The sequence below is a fragment of the Pseudomonas sp. R11F genome (genome assembly GCF_050312575.1).
GTDB lineage: Bacteria > Pseudomonadota > Gammaproteobacteria > Pseudomonadales > Pseudomonadaceae > Aquipseudomonas > Aquipseudomonas palleroniana.
Genome location: NZ_JBNPJU010000073.1, coordinates 1 through 18,258 on the forward strand (window position 1 = coordinate 1; position 18,258 = coordinate 18,258).

At 62.0% G+C, this 18,258-nt stretch carries 18 protein-coding genes; 9 read left to right on the forward strand and 9 right to left on the reverse strand.

Annotated elements, in window-relative coordinates; all coding sequences use genetic code 11:
• Nucleotides 1–160: 160 nt before the first annotated feature.
• Together glsB and ACQRBV_RS23730 are read right to left on the reverse strand one after the other, a co-directional pair.
• A complete protein-coding gene (glsB, locus tag ACQRBV_RS23725) occupies nucleotides 161–1,069 on the reverse strand; it encodes a glutaminase B (protein ID WP_090371624.1) in 909 nt (302 codons plus the stop codon).
• A 110-nt stretch (nucleotides 1,070–1,179) separates the two neighbouring features.
• Nucleotides 1,180–1,590, reverse strand: coding sequence for a hypothetical protein (locus ACQRBV_RS23730; protein WP_104993417.1), 411 nt, complete (start codon nucleotides 1,588–1,590; stop codon nucleotides 1,180–1,182).
• A gap of 122 nt (nucleotides 1,591–1,712) precedes the next feature.
• Between ACQRBV_RS23730 and ACQRBV_RS23735 the strand changes: the two genes are divergently transcribed.
• Nucleotides 1,713–2,567: an AraC family transcriptional regulator gene (locus ACQRBV_RS23735; protein ID WP_060755459.1), complete on the forward strand. Its 855-nt coding sequence runs from the start codon at nucleotides 1,713–1,715 to the stop codon at nucleotides 2,565–2,567.
• Between the two features lie 174 nt (nucleotides 2,568–2,741).
• Nucleotides 2,742–3,818 (forward strand): LLM class flavin-dependent oxidoreductase, encoded by a 1,077-nt coding sequence (locus ACQRBV_RS23740; protein ID WP_411985571.1) that lies wholly within the window; start codon nucleotides 2,742–2,744, stop codon nucleotides 3,816–3,818.
• 121 nt (nucleotides 3,819–3,939) lie between these two features.
• Here the strand turns inward: ACQRBV_RS23740 and ACQRBV_RS23745 are convergent, their stop codons facing one another.
• Both ACQRBV_RS23745 and ACQRBV_RS23750 read right to left on the reverse strand, forming a co-directional pair.
• On the reverse strand, nucleotides 3,940–4,734 hold the full coding sequence (locus ACQRBV_RS23745; RefSeq protein WP_104993415.1) for a class II aldolase/adducin family protein: 795 nt from the start codon (nucleotides 4,732–4,734) through the stop codon (nucleotides 3,940–3,942).
• A 104-nt stretch (nucleotides 4,735–4,838) separates the two neighbouring features.
• Nucleotides 4,839–5,744, reverse strand: coding sequence for a LysR family transcriptional regulator (locus ACQRBV_RS23750; protein ID WP_060755301.1), 906 nt, complete (start codon nucleotides 5,742–5,744; stop codon nucleotides 4,839–4,841).
• 217 nt (nucleotides 5,745–5,961) lie between these two features.
• Between ACQRBV_RS23750 and ACQRBV_RS23755 the strand changes: the two genes are divergently transcribed.
• Together ACQRBV_RS23755 and ACQRBV_RS23760 are read left to right on the forward strand one after the other, a co-directional pair.
• The gene (locus tag ACQRBV_RS23755) at nucleotides 5,962–6,573 is read left to right on the forward strand and encodes a cysteine dioxygenase (protein WP_060755302.1); all 612 of its coding nucleotides are present in this window, start codon (nucleotides 5,962–5,964) and stop codon (nucleotides 6,571–6,573) included.
• Nucleotides 6,570–8,153: a rhodanese-related sulfurtransferase gene (locus ACQRBV_RS23760; protein WP_411985572.1), complete on the forward strand. Its 1,584-nt coding sequence runs from the start codon at nucleotides 6,570–6,572 to the stop codon at nucleotides 8,151–8,153. The genes ACQRBV_RS23755 and ACQRBV_RS23760 overlap by 4 nt, the downstream gene beginning before the upstream one ends.
• Before the next feature lie 8 nt (nucleotides 8,154–8,161).
• Here the strand turns inward: ACQRBV_RS23760 and ACQRBV_RS23765 are convergent, their stop codons facing one another.
• Nucleotides 8,162–8,545, reverse strand: a complete 384-nt coding sequence (locus tag ACQRBV_RS23765) for a c-type cytochrome (RefSeq protein WP_060755304.1) — start codon at nucleotides 8,543–8,545, stop codon at nucleotides 8,162–8,164.
• Nucleotides 8,546–8,827: 282 nt separating this feature from the next.
• Between ACQRBV_RS23765 and ACQRBV_RS23770 the strand changes: the two genes are divergently transcribed.
• From ACQRBV_RS23770 to ACQRBV_RS23785, 4 genes are all read left to right on the forward strand, one after another.
• Entirely contained in the window at nucleotides 8,828–9,802 is a 975-nt protein-coding gene (locus ACQRBV_RS23770) for an ABC transporter substrate-binding protein (protein WP_411985573.1), read from the forward strand.
• A gap of 14 nt (nucleotides 9,803–9,816) precedes the next feature.
• Complete coding sequence (locus ACQRBV_RS23775) at nucleotides 9,817–11,151, forward strand: LLM class flavin-dependent oxidoreductase (protein ID WP_411985574.1); 1,335 nt, start codon at nucleotides 9,817–9,819, stop codon at nucleotides 11,149–11,151.
• A gap of 239 nt (nucleotides 11,152–11,390) precedes the next feature.
• Complete coding sequence (locus ACQRBV_RS23780; RefSeq protein ID WP_411985575.1) at nucleotides 11,391–12,560, forward strand: acyl-CoA dehydrogenase family protein; 1,170 nt, start codon at nucleotides 11,391–11,393, stop codon at nucleotides 12,558–12,560.
• Nucleotides 12,557–13,498 carry a D-isomer specific 2-hydroxyacid dehydrogenase family protein gene (locus tag ACQRBV_RS23785; RefSeq protein WP_411985576.1) on the forward strand — a complete coding sequence of 314 codons (942 nt, stop codon included), beginning with the start codon at nucleotides 12,557–12,559 and terminating at the stop codon, nucleotides 13,496–13,498. Before ACQRBV_RS23780 ends, ACQRBV_RS23785 begins: the two co-directional genes overlap by 4 nt.
• Here the strand turns inward: ACQRBV_RS23785 and ACQRBV_RS23790 are convergent.
• The 4 genes from ACQRBV_RS23790 to ACQRBV_RS23805 all read right to left on the reverse strand — a co-directional run bounded on the left by ACQRBV_RS23790 (nucleotide 13,495) and on the right by ACQRBV_RS23805 (nucleotide 17,623).
• Nucleotides 13,495–14,382: a LysR family transcriptional regulator gene (locus tag ACQRBV_RS23790; RefSeq protein ID WP_060755309.1), complete on the reverse strand. Its 888-nt coding sequence runs from the start codon at nucleotides 14,380–14,382 to the stop codon at nucleotides 13,495–13,497. The genes ACQRBV_RS23785 and ACQRBV_RS23790 overlap by 4 nt on opposite strands.
• Nucleotides 14,383–14,550: 168 nt before the next feature.
• Nucleotides 14,551–15,168: an isochorismate family cysteine hydrolase YcaC gene (ycaC, locus tag ACQRBV_RS23795; RefSeq protein WP_060755310.1), complete on the reverse strand. Its 618-nt coding sequence runs from the start codon at nucleotides 15,166–15,168 to the stop codon at nucleotides 14,551–14,553.
• A 29-nt stretch (nucleotides 15,169–15,197) separates the two neighbouring features.
• Complete coding sequence (locus ACQRBV_RS23800; protein WP_198761957.1) at nucleotides 15,198–17,036, reverse strand: amidohydrolase; 1,839 nt, start codon at nucleotides 17,034–17,036, stop codon at nucleotides 15,198–15,200.
• Nucleotides 17,033–17,623: an antibiotic biosynthesis monooxygenase gene (locus ACQRBV_RS23805; protein ID WP_060755312.1), complete on the reverse strand. Its 591-nt coding sequence runs from the start codon at nucleotides 17,621–17,623 to the stop codon at nucleotides 17,033–17,035. Before ACQRBV_RS23805 ends, ACQRBV_RS23800 begins: the two co-directional genes overlap by 4 nt.
• A 170-nt stretch (nucleotides 17,624–17,793) precedes the next feature.
• Here ACQRBV_RS23805 and ACQRBV_RS23810 point away from each other — a divergent pair, with 170 nt between their 5' ends.
• Nucleotides 17,794–18,225 (forward strand): helix-turn-helix domain-containing protein, encoded by a 432-nt coding sequence (locus ACQRBV_RS23810; RefSeq protein ID WP_411985577.1) that lies wholly within the window; start codon nucleotides 17,794–17,796, stop codon nucleotides 18,223–18,225.
• Nucleotides 18,226–18,258 lie beyond the last annotated feature (33 nt).

Consider the following 18,258-nt stretch of genomic DNA (forward strand, 5'->3'; position numbering starts at 1 on the left):
AGCTCGACACCGACATGATCGTTCCCACGCTCTGCGTGGGAATGCCGCCTGGGACGCTCCGCGTCCCGTCGGTTAGTGCGAGGTTCGAATCACGCGCAATGGTGACGCGGAGCGTCACGGGATGCGTTCCCACGCGGAGCGTGGGGACGAGCTCAGCGACTCAAAACACCGACCACCCAATCCGCTCACTCAACAACTCCAGCGCCTTCATCCCCGCCAGCGAATTCCCCGCCGCATTCAACTCCGGCGACCATACGCACACCGTAAACTGCCCCGGCACGACGGCGACGATCCCACCACCCACCCCGCTCTTACCCGGCAAACCCACGCGATAAGCAAAGTTACCCGCCTCGTCATATAGCCCGCTGGTGGCCATGATCGAGTTGACCTGCTTGGTCTGGCGTGCGGTCAGGATCTGCTCGCCGCTGTGGGCACTGGTACCTTCGTTGGCCAGGAAGCTGAATGCCTTGGCCAAATCCAGGCAGCTCATCTGCAGCGCGCAATAGTTGAAGTAACTGTGCAGCACGGCGTCCACGTCGTTGTGGAAGTTGCCGAAGGATTTCATCAGGTAGGCCATGGCCGCGTTGCGCGCGCCGTGTTGGGCTTCGGAGTCGGCGACGATGCTGTTGACCAGGATCTGCGGGTTGCCCGACAGGCGTCGTACAAAGTCCCGCATCGACAGAATCGGCACGGCAAACCGCGATTGGTTGATGTCGCAAATCACCAGCGCACCCGCATTAATAAAGGGGTTGCGTGGGCGGCCGCGTTCGAATTCCAGCTGTACCAGCGAGTTGAACGGTTGCCCGGAAGGCTCATGGCCCAGGCGTTCCCAGATGGTTTCACCGCCGTGATCGATGGCTTGGACCAGGCTGAAGACCTTGGAAATGCTCTGTACCGAGAACAGGGTGTGGGCATCACCGGCGCAGTAGGCCGAGCCGTCGTTGCCGTATACCGCAATGCCGAGTTGGTTGGCGGGCACGTCGGCCAACGCGGGAATGTAGTCGGCGACTTTGCCGAGGCCGATCAGGGGGCGTACTTCGTCGAGAATCGACTCCAGCAGCGCCTGCATGTCTTGTCCTGTCATCTTTCTTGGAATCGGTGATAAGCGGGGCGCGGAGAATACCTGAAATGCCTGTGGCAAGGGAGCTACCCCCACGCCACAGGCCAGCCGGCATGCCCTCAAAAATGCGCCACATCCGACACCTCTTCATCCAGCACATCCCGCGCCAGCGCCCAGGCCCGGTCCCTGGATTCCACCACCAGCAACGGGTAACCCCAGGCCTTGCCGAATGTCACGGTAAACGGCTTGAGCGCCAGGCGCTTGGCCGCGCTGGGTTCCACCTGGATCATGCCTCTGACGAACGCCTGCAGCGCCGGCTTGTTCTTCTTCATCCAGAGGGACGCAAGCTTGCGCTCTTCGTGGGAGTGCGCATAGTTGTTCTCGTCCACGGCTTTTTCGTGCAGCAGCAGGAACGGTTGCCGGCGGGCGAGCAGGCCTTCGAAAACCAGGAAGGCATCCTCCGGCCCGCCATCGTTGGGGGCATCGAAAACGATTTTGACGATGGGAAATGTTGAACTGTCGAGTCGCATGGCATTGCTCCTTAAAACTCACCTTAATGAGAGTGACTCTCATCATAGAGCGCCAGGCACTGGACGGCATTGCACAGAATAGCCAAACTATTTCGCAATTCAGCCAATGTGCCAAGCCCGCCATGAGACACCACCGCCTTGATATGCACGACCCTTCGATGTCCAGGGACGCCGACATTTTCCCTCGCGCCGTGGTGGGAGTGGGCGCCAGCAGCACCTCGGTCACCTGGGAACATCAGCAGCATGCCCACCGCAAAGGCCAGTTGATGTACACCTTGCGCGGGGTCATCCACTGCGAGATCGAAGCGGGTATCTGGATCGTGCCGCCGCAGTGCGCCCTGTGGATTCCCGGCGGCACCTTCCATGCGGCACGCGGGTCGGGTGAAGCGCAGATCTATTGCCTGTTGATCGACCCCGACGCCGCCCATGCCTTGCCTGAGCAGTGCTGCACCCTGGCGGTGTCGCGGCTGTTGCACGAGCTGATCAGCAAGGCGGTGAGTTTCCCGCCGCTGTACGACGTCGACGGTGCCCAGGGGCGCCTGATCAATACATTGCTCGACGAACTGGCCGAAGCGCCCATCGAAGACCTGCACCTGCCCATGCCTCAGGACGTGAGGCTGCGCCGCCTGGCCGACAGCCTGCTGGCGGATCCCGCTGACAAATCCAGCCTCGGCCAATGGGCCATCCGCATCGGCATGAGCGAGCGCAGCATGACGCGGTTGTTGCTGGAGGAACTGGGTTTGAGTTTTGGTCGCTGGCGCCGCCAGTTGCACGTGATCCTGTCCCTGCAACGCCTGGCCAAGGGCGACAGCGTGCAAACGGTGGCGCTGGACCTGGGTTATGAAAACGCCAGTGGCTTTATCACCATGTTCCGCAAGGCCGTGGGCCAGCCGCCGGCGCGTTACCTGGCCGACCGCATGGGGGCCAGCGGCAATGTCGAGCAGCCGAGCATTGCGCTGGCGGATGCGCCTGCCTGACACCGACAAAATGCAAATTACTGATAAACACAATAACGAGTAATTCTATTTTTTAATGATTAGGTTAGAACCAATCGGCATTTTACAAGGCGCGCTCCCCGCCCTACTTTTGACCCGGATAACCGACCCCTTGCCCGGTGGAGGTGTTGAACCCCAACCCAACAAGGAGTGACCATGAGCATCGAATTCATCGGCTATATCGGCGGCCATCACGCCTCCGAAATCCACCCGCGCAGCGGCCCGGTGCTGCAACCCGAGTATGTCGAAACCGTGGCCCGCGCCCACGAGGAGGCGGGGTTCGACCGCGCCCTGGTGGCCTTCCATTCCAACAGCCCGGACAGCACGCTGATTGCCTCACATGCCGCCGGCGTCACTCGAAAGCTGCAGTTCCTCATCGCCCATCGCCCGGGCTTTGCCCAACCCACACTGGCCGCTCGCCAGTTCGCCACCCTGGATGTATTCAACGGCGGACGCACCGCCGTGCATATCATCACCGGCGGCGACGACCGCGAACTGCGTGCCGACGGCAGCCATATCGGCAAGGATGAGCGCTACGCGCGCACCGACGAATACCTGAGTGTGGTGCGCCAGGAATGGACGAGCGAAACACCCTTCGATTTCGCCGGCACCTACTATCAGGTCGAAGGCGCACACTCCTCGGTGAAGTCGCCGCAGCAGCCGCATATTCCGTTGTACTTTGGCGGCTCCTCTGCGGCGGCGATCGCGGTGGCGGGCAAACATGCCGACGTGTATGCGCTCTGGGGTGAAACCTACGATCAGGTGCGCGAAACCGTGGCCCAGGTGCGTGCGGAAGCGGCCAGGCACGGCCGCACGATTCGCTTCAGTCTGTCGCTGCGGCCGATCCTCGCCGAAACCGAAGAGGCCGCCTGGGCACGTGCCGAAAGCATCTTGCAGCAGGCCACGGCACTGGCCGAGCAGACTGGTTTTGTGCGCCGCGAACCCCCGAATGAAGGCTCCCGTCGGTTGCTGGCGGCGGCCGCACAAGGGGCACGACTGGACAAGCGCTTGTGGACCGGGATTGCCGGTTTGCTCGGCGCGCAGGGCAACTCGACAGCGTTGGTGGGCACGCCTGAACAGGTCGCCGAAGCCTTGCTGGATTACTACGATCTGGGCATTACCACGTTCCTGATCCGTGGGTTTGATCCGCTCAATGACGCGATTGACTACGGCAAGCGCTTGATCCCCCTCACCCGTCAGTTGGTCGCGCAACGAACGCAGCAAGTCGCGTAAGACATAAAGCCCGGAGGGGCTGGTTCCCGATGGCGGTGTATCAGTCACCCGATGTATGACTGATACACCGCCATCGGGAGCAAGCCCCCTCCCACATTTTGATATTCACTTAGCTTAAAGATCAGTTCTTGTAGTCGGTATCGCTGCGTTCCAACTGCCGGATCAACGCGTTCCAATGCCTCGCCACGCCCGGGCCTTCACCGTTGCTGAACACCTTGGCCTGTTCCTCCACCTTGGCCACCACCTCTGCGGGCGGAAATATCAGTTCCTCATTCCCCGCCGCCTGCGCCGCGATCTGGATATTGCACGCACGCTCCAAGCTTTGCAGTTGCTGGAACGCATGCTCGACACTCACGCCAGCCGTCAGCAGCCCGTGATTACGCAAGATCATCACACTCTTGTCGCCCAGGTCCGCCACCAGCCGCTCGCGCTCGTCCAGGTCCAGCGCCACGCCTTCATATCCGTGGTACGCCACGCGCCCGGAGAACGCGATGGAATGCTGGGAAATCGGCAGCAAGCCATTCTTTTGCGCCGACACCGCAATGCCGTCGCGGGTGTGAGTGTGCAGCACCGCCTGCAAATCCGGCCGTGCGCCGTGGATCGCGCTATGGATCACGTAGCCGGCGTAGTTGATGCCCAGCCCCGTCGGGTCGTCGACAAGGGTGCCATCGAGGTCGACCTTGACCAGGTTGGACGCGCTGATTTCATCGAACAGCAAACCGAAGGCATTGATCAGGAAATGCTCATCCGGCCCCGGCACGCGGGCGGAGAAATGCGTGTAGATGTGGTCGGTCCACTTGTACAGCGCCGCCAGGCGATAGGCCGCGGCCAACTTGACGCGTACCTCCCACTCTTCTGGAGTCACGCGTTGACGAACCGTGTTGGACACGCTGGAGATAGAGGTGACGCTGCTCATGGCAAACTTCCTGGATGGCCTTAAGGACGTCCAGGCAGCCTAGGGGATGCCGAAAAATAATAAAAAGCACATTTAATCTAAGCTAATTATTATTATTTTTCATATCAGGCCGCTGCTCGGATTTTCTGCAGCGAGGCCGCCACCCACTTGCCGAACGCATCCACCGGCCCCTGCAAGTTGCCCAGGAAGTGCGGATAGATCAGCCACAGATCCATCACCGGCTTGAAATCCTTGAGTGGCATCACCGCCAATTGCTCGCGGTGAGCGCTGCGCTCCAACAAGGGACGCGGCACCAGGCCCAAGCCCAGGCCATCCGCCACCAGGCCCAGTTGCAGCTCGGTGCCGAAGGTTTCCAGGTTCACGCGCAACGCCAGGCCCTGGTCGGACAAGGTGCGCTGCAAACCGGCGCGAAAACCACAGCCATCAGGGTTGAGAATCCAGCCGCTCTGGTACACATCCGCCAACTTGCCCGGCTTTTTCGGCAGTTGGGCCTTGGCGCACACCACCACCAACTCCATCTTGCCGATGGACTCGCCGACGATGTTGTCAGGGAAGATCTTGCCCGCCGGAAACAACGCGGCCGCGGCATCCAGTTCGCCACGTTCGATCTTGCCGACCAACTGGCTACCCCAGCCGGTGGCGACCTGGGCCCGCAGGTCGGGGTAGTCGCTGCGCAACTGCTTGAGCGCGTCCAGCAACACCACGTCGCCGAGGGTCTGCGGCACGCCCAGGCGCAACACGCCGGTGGGCGGTGCGTCGGTGGCCACCAGTTCGCGCAGGGCATCCATCTCGCGCAGGATCAACCGGCATTGTTCATAAACCCGGGTGCCAATCAGCGTAGGCTTGAGTGGCTTTGTGTTGCGGTCGAACAGCTCCACGCCCAGCGCCTGCTCAAAGTTCTGCACGCGGCGGGTGATGGCCGGCTGGGTCAGTTGCAACGACTCGGCGGCGTGGCTGATGGACTGGCAACGAATCACTTCGACAAAGGCATCGATATCGTCAATTTTCATTTGGGCCGCACATAGAGAAGCGTCATTAAGATGTGTGGGAAGCATAGTTGCAGGCGCGTTGCATGGATAGCCCAGGCTGTAATCAATAACGTCTAACGCTATTCGGACCAGTTCTAAATTACCTTCAGCTATAAGCTAATCATTAATAAATAGCATATTAAGCGCAGATATTATGCTTATATAAAACCATCACCAGCGACCACAGGATGGAGTTGTCATGACCCAGGCCAAGCACCCCGAAAGACTCAGAGCCTTCATAGGCGCCCTGGCGGAATTGATCGACGGCCACCCTCGCGAAGGCGACTTGCTGCACCGGGGTGGCAAGCTTCTGGCATCCCTGGTCAGCCATGATGACTGGCTCCCTGATGACTTCGCGCAACCCGACCCCGAGCGCTATCAGCAGTTTTTGCTGCATGCCGATTCGCGCCAGCGCTTCAGCATCGTCAGCTTTGTATGGGGGCCGGGGCAAAGTACACCGATTCATGACCATCGGGTGTGGGGGTTGATCGGTATGTTGCGCGGCGCTGAGTATTCCCAGGGGTTCGAACGCGCCGCCGATGGCAGCCTGAAGCCCGCAGGCAAGCCGATTCAATTGGTGCCAGGCCAGGTCGAGGCGGTGTCGCCCAAGGTCGGCGATATTCATCAGGTCAGCAACGCCTACCGCGACCAGGTGTCGATCAGCATTCACGTGTACGGCGCCAACATCGGTGCCGTGCGCCGCGCGGTGTACCAGCCCGACGGCAGCGAGAAGCTGTTTATCTCCGGTTACTCCAACGCCTTCCTCCCGAACATCTGGGATTTGTCCAAAGAAAAGAGCCCTGCCCTATGAGCACCGTATCGACTGCAAGCTTCGCCCGGATTCGCCAGGCCCTGTTGGACCGTGAAGAAGTCGCCCTGATCGACGTGCGTGAAGAAGCGCCGTTTGCCGAAGCCCACCCGTTGTTCGCCGCGAATATCCCGTTGTCCAAACTGGAGCTGGAGGTGTATTCGCGTATTCCACGGCGCGATACTCAGGTCACCGTCTACGACAATGGCGAAGGCCTGGCCGCCCGCGCCGCCGAGCGCCTGGTTGCGCTGGGCTACACCCAGGTCAGCCTGCTCGACGGCGGCCTCGACGGTTGGCGCCGGGCCGGTGGCGAGTTGTTTATCGACGTGAACGTGCCCAGCAAAGCCTTTGGAGAACTGGTGGAAAGCGAACGCCATACGCCGTCGCTAGCCGCCGAAGACGTGCAGGCCCTGCTCGACAGCCAGGCCGATGTGGTGGTGCTCGACGCACGCCGCTTCGATGAATACCAGACCATGAGCATCCCCACCGGTATCAGCGTACCGGGTGCCGAACTGGTACTGCGCGCCCGCGAGTTGGCCCCCGATCCCGCCACCCGCATCATCGTCAACTGTGCCGGGCGCACCCGCAGCATTATCGGCACCCAGTCGCTGATCAATGCCGGCGTGGCCAACCCGGTCTCGGCCCTGCGTAATGGCACCATCGGCTGGACCCTGGCCGGGCAGAAGCTTGCCCATGGGCAGTCACGCCGCTTTGCGCCGACCAGCGAAGAGCATCGCCAGGCAGCCGCCCAGGCGGCACGCCGCGTCGCCGACAAGGCTCGCGTCGGCCGCGCCACCTTGGCAGACCTGCACCGCTGGCAGCAGCAACCCGCGCGCACCACTTACCTGTTCGATGTACGTACCCCGGAAGAATTCGAAGTCGGCCATCTACCGGGCGCACGCTCCACGCCGGGTGGCCAGTTGGTGCAGGAAACCGACCATGTCGCCAGCGTCCGCGGGGCGCGTTTGGTACTGGTGGATGACGATGGCGTGCGCGCCAATATGTCTGCATCCTGGCTCGCTCAAATGGGCTGGGAGGTGCATGTGCTGGATGATGTGCAAGCGTCCGATCTCAGCGAACAAGGTGCGTGGGTCGCCCCCGTACCTGCGCCGCCCCAGGCCGAATTGATCAGCCCTCACACCCTCGCCGACTGGTTGGACCAGGGCGATACCGTGGTACTGGATTTCACCGCCAGCGCCAACTACGTCAAACGCCATATTCCGGGAGCCTGGTGGGTGCTGCGCGCACAATTGCCCCAGGCCCTGGCCAAGGTCCCCAGTGTCCAACGCTACGTATTGACCTGTGGCAGCAGCCAATTGGCGCGCCTGGCAGTGGCTGAAGTCGAGGCCATCACCGGCAAGCAAGTGTTCCTGCTGCAAGACGGCACCGCTGGCTGGATCAATGCGCAACTGCCGCTGGAAGAAGGCGAAACCCACCTGGCCTCACCGCGTATCGACCGCTATCGCCGACCGTATGAGGGCACCGACAACCCCAAGGAAGCCATGCAGGCGTACCTGGATTGGGAGTTCGGCCTGGTGGCGCAATTGGCGCGTGACGGCACCCATGGGTTCTATGTGATCTGAGCCCACCCTCACTGGGCTTTCGAAATCACATCCGTCATGTACTGATTCAAGTCGCGAAAGTCCTTAACCCCCCAAGCGAACGGCGCAATCTTGACGCCGTTCTCTCGCAAAGTCCTGGGAATCAGGTCGCCATTGGGGCGAAGGATGACCGACGCGACGATAACGCCCGGGTAATCACTGAGGCGCTTCTTGAAAGCGCGGGTGGTGAGATCGGGCGTGGGCGGCGTGCTTTTATTGGCCAGCGGCCCCGTTCCCTTGATATCTGCGCCATGGCACATGGCGCACCTCTGGAAATAGAGGTTCTTGCCATTGGCGTTCTCCGCGCAGGCGAGTGATGTTTGCGCCAGCGCTAAAAGCCCCAGCGAAGCGATGAATAGCGTGTTCAACGGCATGGATATCCTTGTTGTGCGAGTCCTTGGAAAGCTGCGGATTCTGCTTCGGGGCATCCTCGCATGCAAGGCTCACCTCCCTCCATGACACACCACACGCGCTTACAATAAATGCACGTTAAGAATATTTACAAACTCAAATAATCACTTTTTTTAATAATTAACATATAACCAAAAAGAACTTCACAGCAGGTTTTTATGGGAATAACGTTAACTCCTCACCGACCCCTTCTCCAGGCGGAGGTAGCCGAACCCTTATTCTGATCTGCCTGGAGCCTGCATCCCATGGTCTTGACCCTCGTCTTCAAACGCCTGCTGTTGGGCACCGCCTTGACCCTGGGGCTGGCTGGCATCGTCGCCGCCGCCGACCTGCAACCCCTGCGTGTTGCCAACCAGAAATCCACGATCAAGGCGCTCCTGCAAGCCTCCGGCGAAACGCGCAATGTGCCCTACGCCATCCAATGGTCGGAGTTCCCCTCCGCCTCGCCTTTGGGTGAAGCGCTGAATGCCGGCGCCGTGGATGTCGGTGCGCTCGGCGATGCACCGTATGTGTTCGCCCTGGGGGCCGGTGCGTCGCTCAAGGTGGTCAGCATCATCCACGCCGAAGGGCGTAACACCACTGCCCTGCTGGTGCCCAAAGACTCGCCGATCAAGACGGTGGCCGACCTCAAGGGCAAGAAGATCGTCACCGGGCGAGGCTCCATCGGCCATTACCTGGCGATCAAGGCCCTGGCCGGTGCCGGCCTGAGCACCCAGGATGTGCAGTTCATTTTCCTGCTGCCCAGTGAGTCCCGCCTGGTGCTGGATAACGGTACGGTCGACGCCTGGGCCACCTGGGACCCCTACACCACCGTGGTCACCTCGCAAAGCCAGGCCCGCGTGCTGGTCAGCGGCAATCGGTTGCTGAGCAATCACCTGTACTTCGCGGCGACCAGCCAGGCGATCGCCGACAAGCGTGTGCAACTGGACGACTTTGTCGCTCGCGTCGACCGCGCCTATGCCTGGGCCAACGCACACCCTGATGCATACGCCGCCGCCCAGGCCAAAATCACCGGCCTGCCGTTGGCCGTGCATGTGGAAGTGGCCAAAGACACGCACCTGAGCCCGGTCGCCATCGACGACTCGGTGATCAGTGGCCTGCAAGCCACGGCCGATACCTATCAGAAAGAGGGCCTGCTCCCCCGACGCATCGACGTATCCCAGGGGTTCGACAGGAGCTTCAACGCCACCCGTTTCCCCACTTCCCAAGCCTCGCGCTGAGCCAGGAGCCGCACATGAGCAAGCCACGTCAATTCAAGCCACGCCATTTGAAACTGGGCGCCATGGTCCATGGTGTCGGCCACGGCTGGGGCGAATGGCGCCACCCGCAGGCGCAACCCAATGCCAGTACGAATTTCGGCTTCTACCAGCAGCAGACCGCGCTGGCCGAACGTGCCAAGTTCGACTTTGTATTTATCGCCGACAGCCTGCACATTCATGCCAAATCCAGCCCGCATTACCTCAACCGTTTCGAGCCGCTGACCCTCCTCTCGGCACTGGCGGCACAGACCACCCATATCGGTTTGGTGGCGACGGTGACCGTCAGCTACACCGAGCCCTTCCAAGTGGCGCGCCAGTTTGCCTCCCTGGACCATATCAGCGGCGGCCGTGCCGGCTGGAACGTCGTCACCTCGTGGCTCAGCGGCACCGCCGACAACTTCGGCAAAGCCGAGCATCCGCCGCATGCCGTGCGCTACCGCATCGCCAAGGAACACCTCAACGTGGTCAAGGGTCTGTGGGACTCCTGGGAAGATGACGCCTTTGTCTATGACAAGCAGAGCGGCGAGTTTTTCACCCCAGGCAAGCTGCATGCGCTGAACCATAAAGGCGAGTTTTTCTCGGTCAAAGGCCCGCTGAACATCGCCCGCTCGAACCAGGGCCAGCCGGTGATTTTCCAGGCGGGCACCTCGGAAGACGGGCGTAACTTCGCCGCACAGCATGCCGATGCGATTTTTGTACATGTGGAGAGCCTCGAGGATGGCCTGGCCTATACCCAGGATCTGAAGCGGCGCGCCGAAGGCTTTGGCCGCGATGCCGACAGCCTGGCGATTCTGCCGGGCATCCGCCCGATCATCGGGCGTGATGCCGCCGAGGTGGAAAGCCGCTATCAGCAGGCTGTCGATCTGGTCTCCGTGGAAGACGCCATCGTCGCCCTCGGCCGCCCGTTCAACGACCACGATTTCAGCCAATACCCGCTGGACGACGCCTTCCCGGAGCTCGGTGACCTGGGCTCCAACAGCCAGAAAGGCGGCTCCGACCGCATCAAGCAATGGGCCAGGGACGAGGGCCTGACCCTGCGCGAAGTGGCGCTGCGCTTCTCGCGGCCCAAGCGTGATTTCGTCGGCACCCCGGAGCAAGTCGCCGACGCGATCCAGACCTGGTTTGAGGCCGGTGCCAGCGACGGCTTCATCATCAATTCGCTCCTGCCGGACGGCTTGCAATCCTTCACCGAATGGGTGGTGCCGGTGCTGCAACAGCGCGGGTTGTTCCGCACCGAGTACAGCGGCCATACGTTGCGCGACAACCTGGGCCTGCAAGTACCAACCAACCGCTACACCGAAGCCTCGTAGTGAGCGGGCTTGCCCTAATGCCAGTCAGTTAAGCGATAAAGCGGGCGATGAATAAATTGTGGGAGGGGCGGTGCGACGATTCGACTTGCTCCCGATAGGCCGCGCAGCGGCCTCAAAAATGGGCCTGCTACGCAGTCCATCGGGAGCAAGCCCCCTCCCACAGTGAACGCGTTAATCCTTAACTGACTGGCATTAGGGCTTGCCCGCTCACTACAACCATTTCAAGCGAGTACAGACTCATGACTCAAGCGTCCTTGCGTTCCGTGGAAGTCGCCCATTTCGATGCCCTGCTCGAGCGTCTCAGCGCCAAGCTGGCCAGCACTGCGCATCGGTTTGATGAAAGCGGCGCCTTCCCCCACGCCAACTTCAAGCTATTGCACGAGCACGGCCTGGTCGCCCTCACCGTGCCCAAATCCCTGGGTGGTGGCGGCGCCAACCTGCCCCAGGCGCGCAAGGCCATCAGTGCGATTGCCAAGGGCGAGCCCTCCACCGCGTTGATTCTGGTGATGCAATACCTGCAACACACACGCCTGCAAGACAGCAAAACCTGGCCCCCGCACCTGCGTGTCCAAGTAGCAGAAGAGGCGGTGCGCAACGGCGCGCTGATCAATGCGTTGCGTGTAGAACCCGACCTGGGCACCCCGGCCCGTGGCGGTTTGCCGGCAACTACCGCAGTACGCACCGCTGAAGGTTGGCGCATCAGCGGGCGCAAGATTTACTCCACCGGCAGCCATGGCCTGAGCTGGTTCAGCGTGTGGGCGCGCAGTGACGATACCGACCCGTTGGTGGGCGCCTGGCTGGTGCCAAAAAACAGCCCCGGCGTGAGCATCATCGACACCTGGGACCACCTGGGCATGCGCGCCACCTGCAGCCATGAAGTGGTGTTCGACAACGTGCTGGTGCCGTTGGACCACGCGGTCAGCGTCAGCCCCTGGAGCGCGCCGCAACCCGAGCTGGATGGCGAAGGGTTCCGGTGGATGGCGGTGTTGTTGTCGTCGGTGTACGACGCCGTGGCCCAGGCCGCACGGGATTGGCTGGTTACCTGGCTGGAAGAACGCAAGCCATCCAACCTTGGGGCGGCGCTGGCCACCCTGCCACGGTTCCAGGAAACCGTCGGGCATATCGACACGTTGCTGTTCGCCAACCGCAGCCTGTTGGACGCTGCGGCCGAAGGGCACACCCCGGCCACTCACGCGGCGCAGTTGAAGTACCTGGTGACCCACAACGCAATCCGTGCGGTGGAGCTGGCCATCGAAGCCTCGGGCAACCCCGGCCTTTCACGTCATAGCCCGCTGCAACGGCACTATCGCGACGTGCTGTGCAGCCGCGTCCACACCCCGCAGGACGACGCCGTGCTGCAAGGCGTCGGCAAAGCCGTGTTCGCCCAACGTCAGAAGGAACGCACATGAGTCAGGTGATTATCGCCAGCCAGTTGGACGAAGACTTCAACGCCGTGATCCGCCAGCGCCTGGTCACGCTGCACCCGCAAGCCCAGGTCATCGGTGTACCGGTCGGCGTGCCCAGCGACCTGCCGCCCCAGGCCAATGTCCTGCTGCTGCGCCCGATCAACGTGCGTGGCTACACCGCCCCCGACACCCCGCCGCCCGGCTGGCCTTACGGCGTTCAGTGGGTGCATCTGGTGTCCTCGGGTATCGACTTCTACCCCCAGTGGCTGTTCAACGGCCCGCCGGTGACCACCTCACGCGGCAGCGCCGCCGATAACCTCGCCGAGTTCGCCCTGGCGGCGATCTTTGCTGCGGCCAAACACTTGCCGGATATCTGGGTGAAGGACGCCCAGTGGCAGTTCACCGCACTGCGTCCTCTCAAGGGCACCACGTTGGGGATCCTGGGGTTTGGTGCGATTGGCGAGCGCCTGGCGCAAAAGGCGCTGGCCCTGGGGATCAACGTCGTGGCGCTACGTCAAAGCCAGGCACCGTTCAGTTCGGGCGTGGAAACCGCCAAGGATATCCATGACCTGTTCGCCCGCGCCGATCACCTGGTGGTAGCCGCACCGCTGACCGAGGCCACGCGGCATATCATCAACCGTGAGGTGCTGGGGAGCGCCAAGCCGGGATTGCACCTGATCAACATCGCACGAGGTGGTTTGCTGGATCAGGAGGCGCTGCTCGAAGCGCTGGATAACGGTCAGATCGGGCTGGCATCACTGGATGTGACAGAACCGGAGCCGTTGCCGGAGGGTCATCCGCTGTACAGTCATCCGCGCGTGCGCTTATCGCCGCACACCTCGGCGATTTCCACGCGCAGCCAGCATGAGATCGCCGACGCGTTCCTGGCCAATCTGGAGCGTTACCTGGCTCAGCAAGCACTCCACAACCGGGCCAATTAACAACCGCCGGCGAGGCGCTCGCGTAGAAATTCCACCAGCGCCTGCACCGGCCGCGAACTTTGCCGGTGCTGCGGGTACACCGCCGACAGGGTCAGGGGGTCGGGGGCGTACTCATCCAGCAACGTCACCAGGCGCCCGTCCTTCAAGGCATCGGCGACGATAAAGGTCGGCAGGTAGGTGACGCCCATTCCGGCGATGGCTGTGTCGCGCAGCAGCTCGCCATTATTGACGCGCATACGCCCGCTGACATTCAGCGACTGCAACTTGCCCTTGGCCTGGAAACGCCACTGCACCTGGCGGCCGTGGCCGTAGGGCAGGCAATCGTGGCCGGCCAGGTCTTCGGGCTTTTGCGGCGTACCGCGCACGGCCAGGTAGTCGGGGCTGGCGCAGTACACACGCTGCACGCTGGCGATGCGCCGAGCGATCAGGGTGGAATCCTCCAGGGTGCCGATGCGCAACACGAGGTCATAACCCTCGCCGATCAGGTCGACGGGGCGGTCGCTCAGGTCGACTTCCACCGAGACATGCGGGTGACGTTGCAGGAACAGCGGCAGCAGGCAACCCAGGTGGGCCATGGCAAATGACAAGGGCGCACTGAGGCGAATGGTGCCGCGTGGTTCACTGTTCTGGCCGGCGATGCCCTGCTCCACCTGCTCGACTTCACTGAGCAGGCGCAACGCGGATTCGTAGTAGCTCTGGCCCAGTGGCGTAACGTCGAGGCGGCGGGTGGAGCGGTTGAGCAGACGCACGCCGAGGCGGTCTTCGAGCTGGATCAGGCGGCGGCTGACAAATTGTTTGGACAGGCCCAATTGCTCGGCGGCGGCGGTGAAGCTGCCGGACTCCATGACCTGGCAGAACAGGCGCATGTCTTCGAAGGGGTTCATTGTCGCTTCTCGGTGGACATTTCCGGGTTTATAACACGCCCTGACTGATCATTCCCACGCGCTGCGTGGGAATGCAGCCCTTAGACGCTGCGCGTCGGCAATGCAGGTCGTGACGCGGAGCGACACGGGAGGCGTTCCCACGCGGAGCGTGGGAACGATGGGGATGGGTTACTTGGCGGTGAAGGCCGAGTAGCTGTTCATCAGGTTGCGGTAGTTGGGGATGCGTGGCGACAGCAGGTTGGCCAGGCCTTCCATGTCGTTGCGCCAGTCGCGCTGAAGCTCGCAGGCCACGGCGAACCAGTTGACCAGTTGGGCACCAGCGGCGGTCATACGTGCCCAGGCCGCTTGTTGCACGGTTTCGTTGAAGGTGCCGGAGGCATCGGTGACCACGAATACCTCAAAGCCTTCTTCCAGCGCGCACAGGGTCGGGAACGCTACGCACACGTCCGTCACCACACCGGCAATGATGATCTGCTTGCGGCCGGTCGCCTTCACTGCCTTGACGAAGTCTTCGTTGTCCCAGGCGTTGATCTGGCCAGGACGGGCGATGTACGGCGCGTCCGGGAACAGTTCTTTCAACTCTGGAACCAGCGGGCCATTGGGGCCGCTTTCGAAGCTGGTGGTGAGGATGGTCGGCAACTTGAAGAACTTCGCCACATCGGCCAGGGCCAGTACGTTGTTCTTGAATTCGTTGGGCGAGAAATCCTGCACCAGCGAGATCAGGCCGGTCTGGTGATCGACCAACAGTACAACGGCGTCATCTTTGTTCAAACGAGGGCTAGCCATGGTTCAACTCCTTACGGGGGTTTGGGTAATCAGAATGCAAAGCACGAGCAGCCGAACGCACCCCAGAAACCCTGGAAGTCGCTGACCGGCACGCTGGAAAGGCGCGCTTTTTCGTGGCTGTGGGAATGCACGCCGCAGGGGCCGCTGCATTGGTGGACCTGGGCCTGCAACGGTGAACTCGGGCGCCAGTGGCCCGGCACCTTGACCACCGGCGACCAGTCCGGCAGCACCGGCACGCGCGGCGGTGCGTAATCTTCGAAGTCACCGGCGCCGTACACCACCTTGCCGCCGACGACGGTGAGCACCGATTCGATCCACTTGATGGCTTCTTCATCGACGCTGAAAAAGTCGGCGGACAACGCCGCGACGTCCGCCAATTGGCCGACCTTGATCTGCCCCTTCTTGCCTTGCTCGGACGAGAACCAGGCGCTGCCATGGGTGAACAGTTCCAACGCGGTCAGACGCGGCAGGCCCTCGGCATGCAGCGCCAGGCCACCGACGGTGCGGCCGCTGACCATCCAGTACAACGAGGTCCACGGGTTGTAGCTCGACACCCGCGTGGCGTCGGTGCCCGCGCCTACCGGTACGCCTTCGGCGAGCATGCGCTGGATCGGCGGCGTGGCTTCGGCGGCCTTGGCGCCGTAGCGCTCGACAAAATATTCGCCCTGGAACGCCATGCGGTCCTGGATGGCGATACCGCCACCCAAGGCACGTACACGTTCGATGTTCTGCGGCGTGATGGTTTCGGCATGGTCGAAGAACCACGGCAGGCCATTGAACGGAATATCGCGGTTGACCTTCTCGAAGACGTCGAGCATGCGCGAGATGGATTCGTTATAGGTCGCGTGCAGGCGGAACGGCCAGCGCTGCTCGACCAAGTGGCGCACCACCGGTTCCAGCTCCTGTTCCATGGTCTGCGGCAGGTCGGGACGCGGTTCGAGGAAGTCTTCGAAGTCGGCGGCCGAGAACACCAGCATCTCGCCGGCCCCGTTGTGGCGCAGGTAATCATCGCCCTGGTGCAACTTGACGCTGCCGGTCCAGTTCTTGAAGTCGCTGAGTTCTTCCTTGGGCTTCTGGGTGAACAGGTTGTAGGCGATGCGCACCGTCAACTGTTCGTCCTTGGCCAGTTGCTCGATCACCGCATAGTCATCGGGGTAATTCTGGAAACCGCCGCCCGCGTCAATGGCGCTGGTCAGGCCCAGGCGATTGAGTTCATGCATGAACTGGCGGGTGGAGTTGACCTGATATTCCAACGGCAGTTTCGGCCCCTTGGCCAGGGTCGCATACAGAATCATCGCATTGGGCCGGGCCACCAGCATCCCGGTTGGGTTGCCGTGGCTGTCGCGCACAATCTCGCCACCCGGTGGGTTGGGCGTGTCCTTGGTGTACCCGGCCACGCGCAATGCGGCACGGTTGAGCAAGGCGCGGTCGTACAGGTGCAGCACGAACACCGGCGTGTCCGGCGCGGCCTGGTTGAGTTCGTCCAGGGTCGGCATGCGCTTTTCGGCGAACTGGAATTCGTTCCAGCCACCGACCACGCGCACCCATTGCGGCGTGGGCGTACGGTCGGCCTGGTCCTTGAGCATGCGCAAGGCATCGGCCAGGGACGGCACACCTTCCCAGCGCAACTCGAGGTTGTAATTGAGCCCGCCACGAATCAAGTGCAGGTGCGAGTCGTTAAGCCCCGGAATGACTGTGCGGCCCTTGAGGTCGATGACCTGGGTGCCGCTGCCACGCAGGGCCATGGCTTCACCATCGGTGCCCACGGCGACGAAGCGCCCCTGGCTGATGGCAACGGCGGTGGCACGCGGGTTTTCACGATCCACGGTGTGGAACTGGCCATTGAACAAAATCAGATCGGCGTTCATAGGGTTTCCTTTACAGAGGCTTCAAGCCAGGGAGCGAACAGGCGGGTGGCCGCCGGCATCAGCAGGTAGACCACCAGCAGAACGATGGTCAGGGTGATCAGGAATGTGGCAACGACGTAGTTGGAGAGCAGCGGATGCAAGCGAAGCACCGGGCCCCAGATGATCGGCACCAGCAGGGTCAGCGGCAGGATCACACACAGGGTGACGACCGCCTGCTTCCAGCGCGGAGGCTTGGCGGCGGTATCGGCCAGGGGGGAGAACCAGAACTCGTTGGCCGAGCCGACTTCGGTGCGGTCGCCATCGGCGAGCATCGGTGCGGCCTGGTTGATCAGTTCCTGACGCTCGGGGGAGTCCAGCCAGTGCTTGAGGTCATCGGCCGAGCGATAGCGCAACACGCAGGTGAACAGCGCCAGGGCGTCCTGCTTGCTGCGCACCACATCTACGCCGAGGTGGCCCGGGCGCTCACCGGCAATGCGCACAATGCGTCGCAGCCAGGCTTCGTAATCGGCTTCAAGCCCCTTTTTCACGCGGTGTTTGACCACCAGGGTCACGACCTCATCCGGCCCGCCTTGCGCTGTTGAGTCCATCGTGTTTTTCCTCTGGGTACTTGAATATTGGCAGTAGTGTGCAATGCGCCGATCCGCAAAAATTGCACGTATGTGCTCTGCGCAAGAGATGCTTGCAGCGCTCTACACGGGGGCTGCATTCACCGGTAAGGTAGGCAGGAACCCGCGCCCATCGACCATGGAGATCGATCATGGCTCAACCCGTTGCTGCCACCGGAATGCTGTGCCCACAGCGCGAACAGAGGGTCAAACAGTTGATCCTCGCCAATCTGTCCGGGACGCTGGACGTGACGGAACTGGCCCGCGCCTGTGAACTGTCGCGCAGCCATTTCTCCCGGGCCTTCAAGCGCACTACAGGTGTAGCCCCCCAGGAATGGATCCGCCAGCAACGCGTCAAGCAAGCCAAGCGGCTGATTGCCGTCTCCGGCCTGAGCCTGACGCAAATCAGCCAGGAATGCGGGTTCTTCGACCAGGCGCACTTCTGCCACCTGTTCAGCCGTATCGAAGGGGTGAACCCGATGACCTGGCGCAAACTTCAACTGCGCTATCGCGATTACCTCAGGGCGGCTCAGCGGGCAATCGTCAACTGTAGCGGGACAGTCATTCAAAATTCAGCTTCTTAATCAACCTATCGCTAACCAGTAACCTTCTCCTCA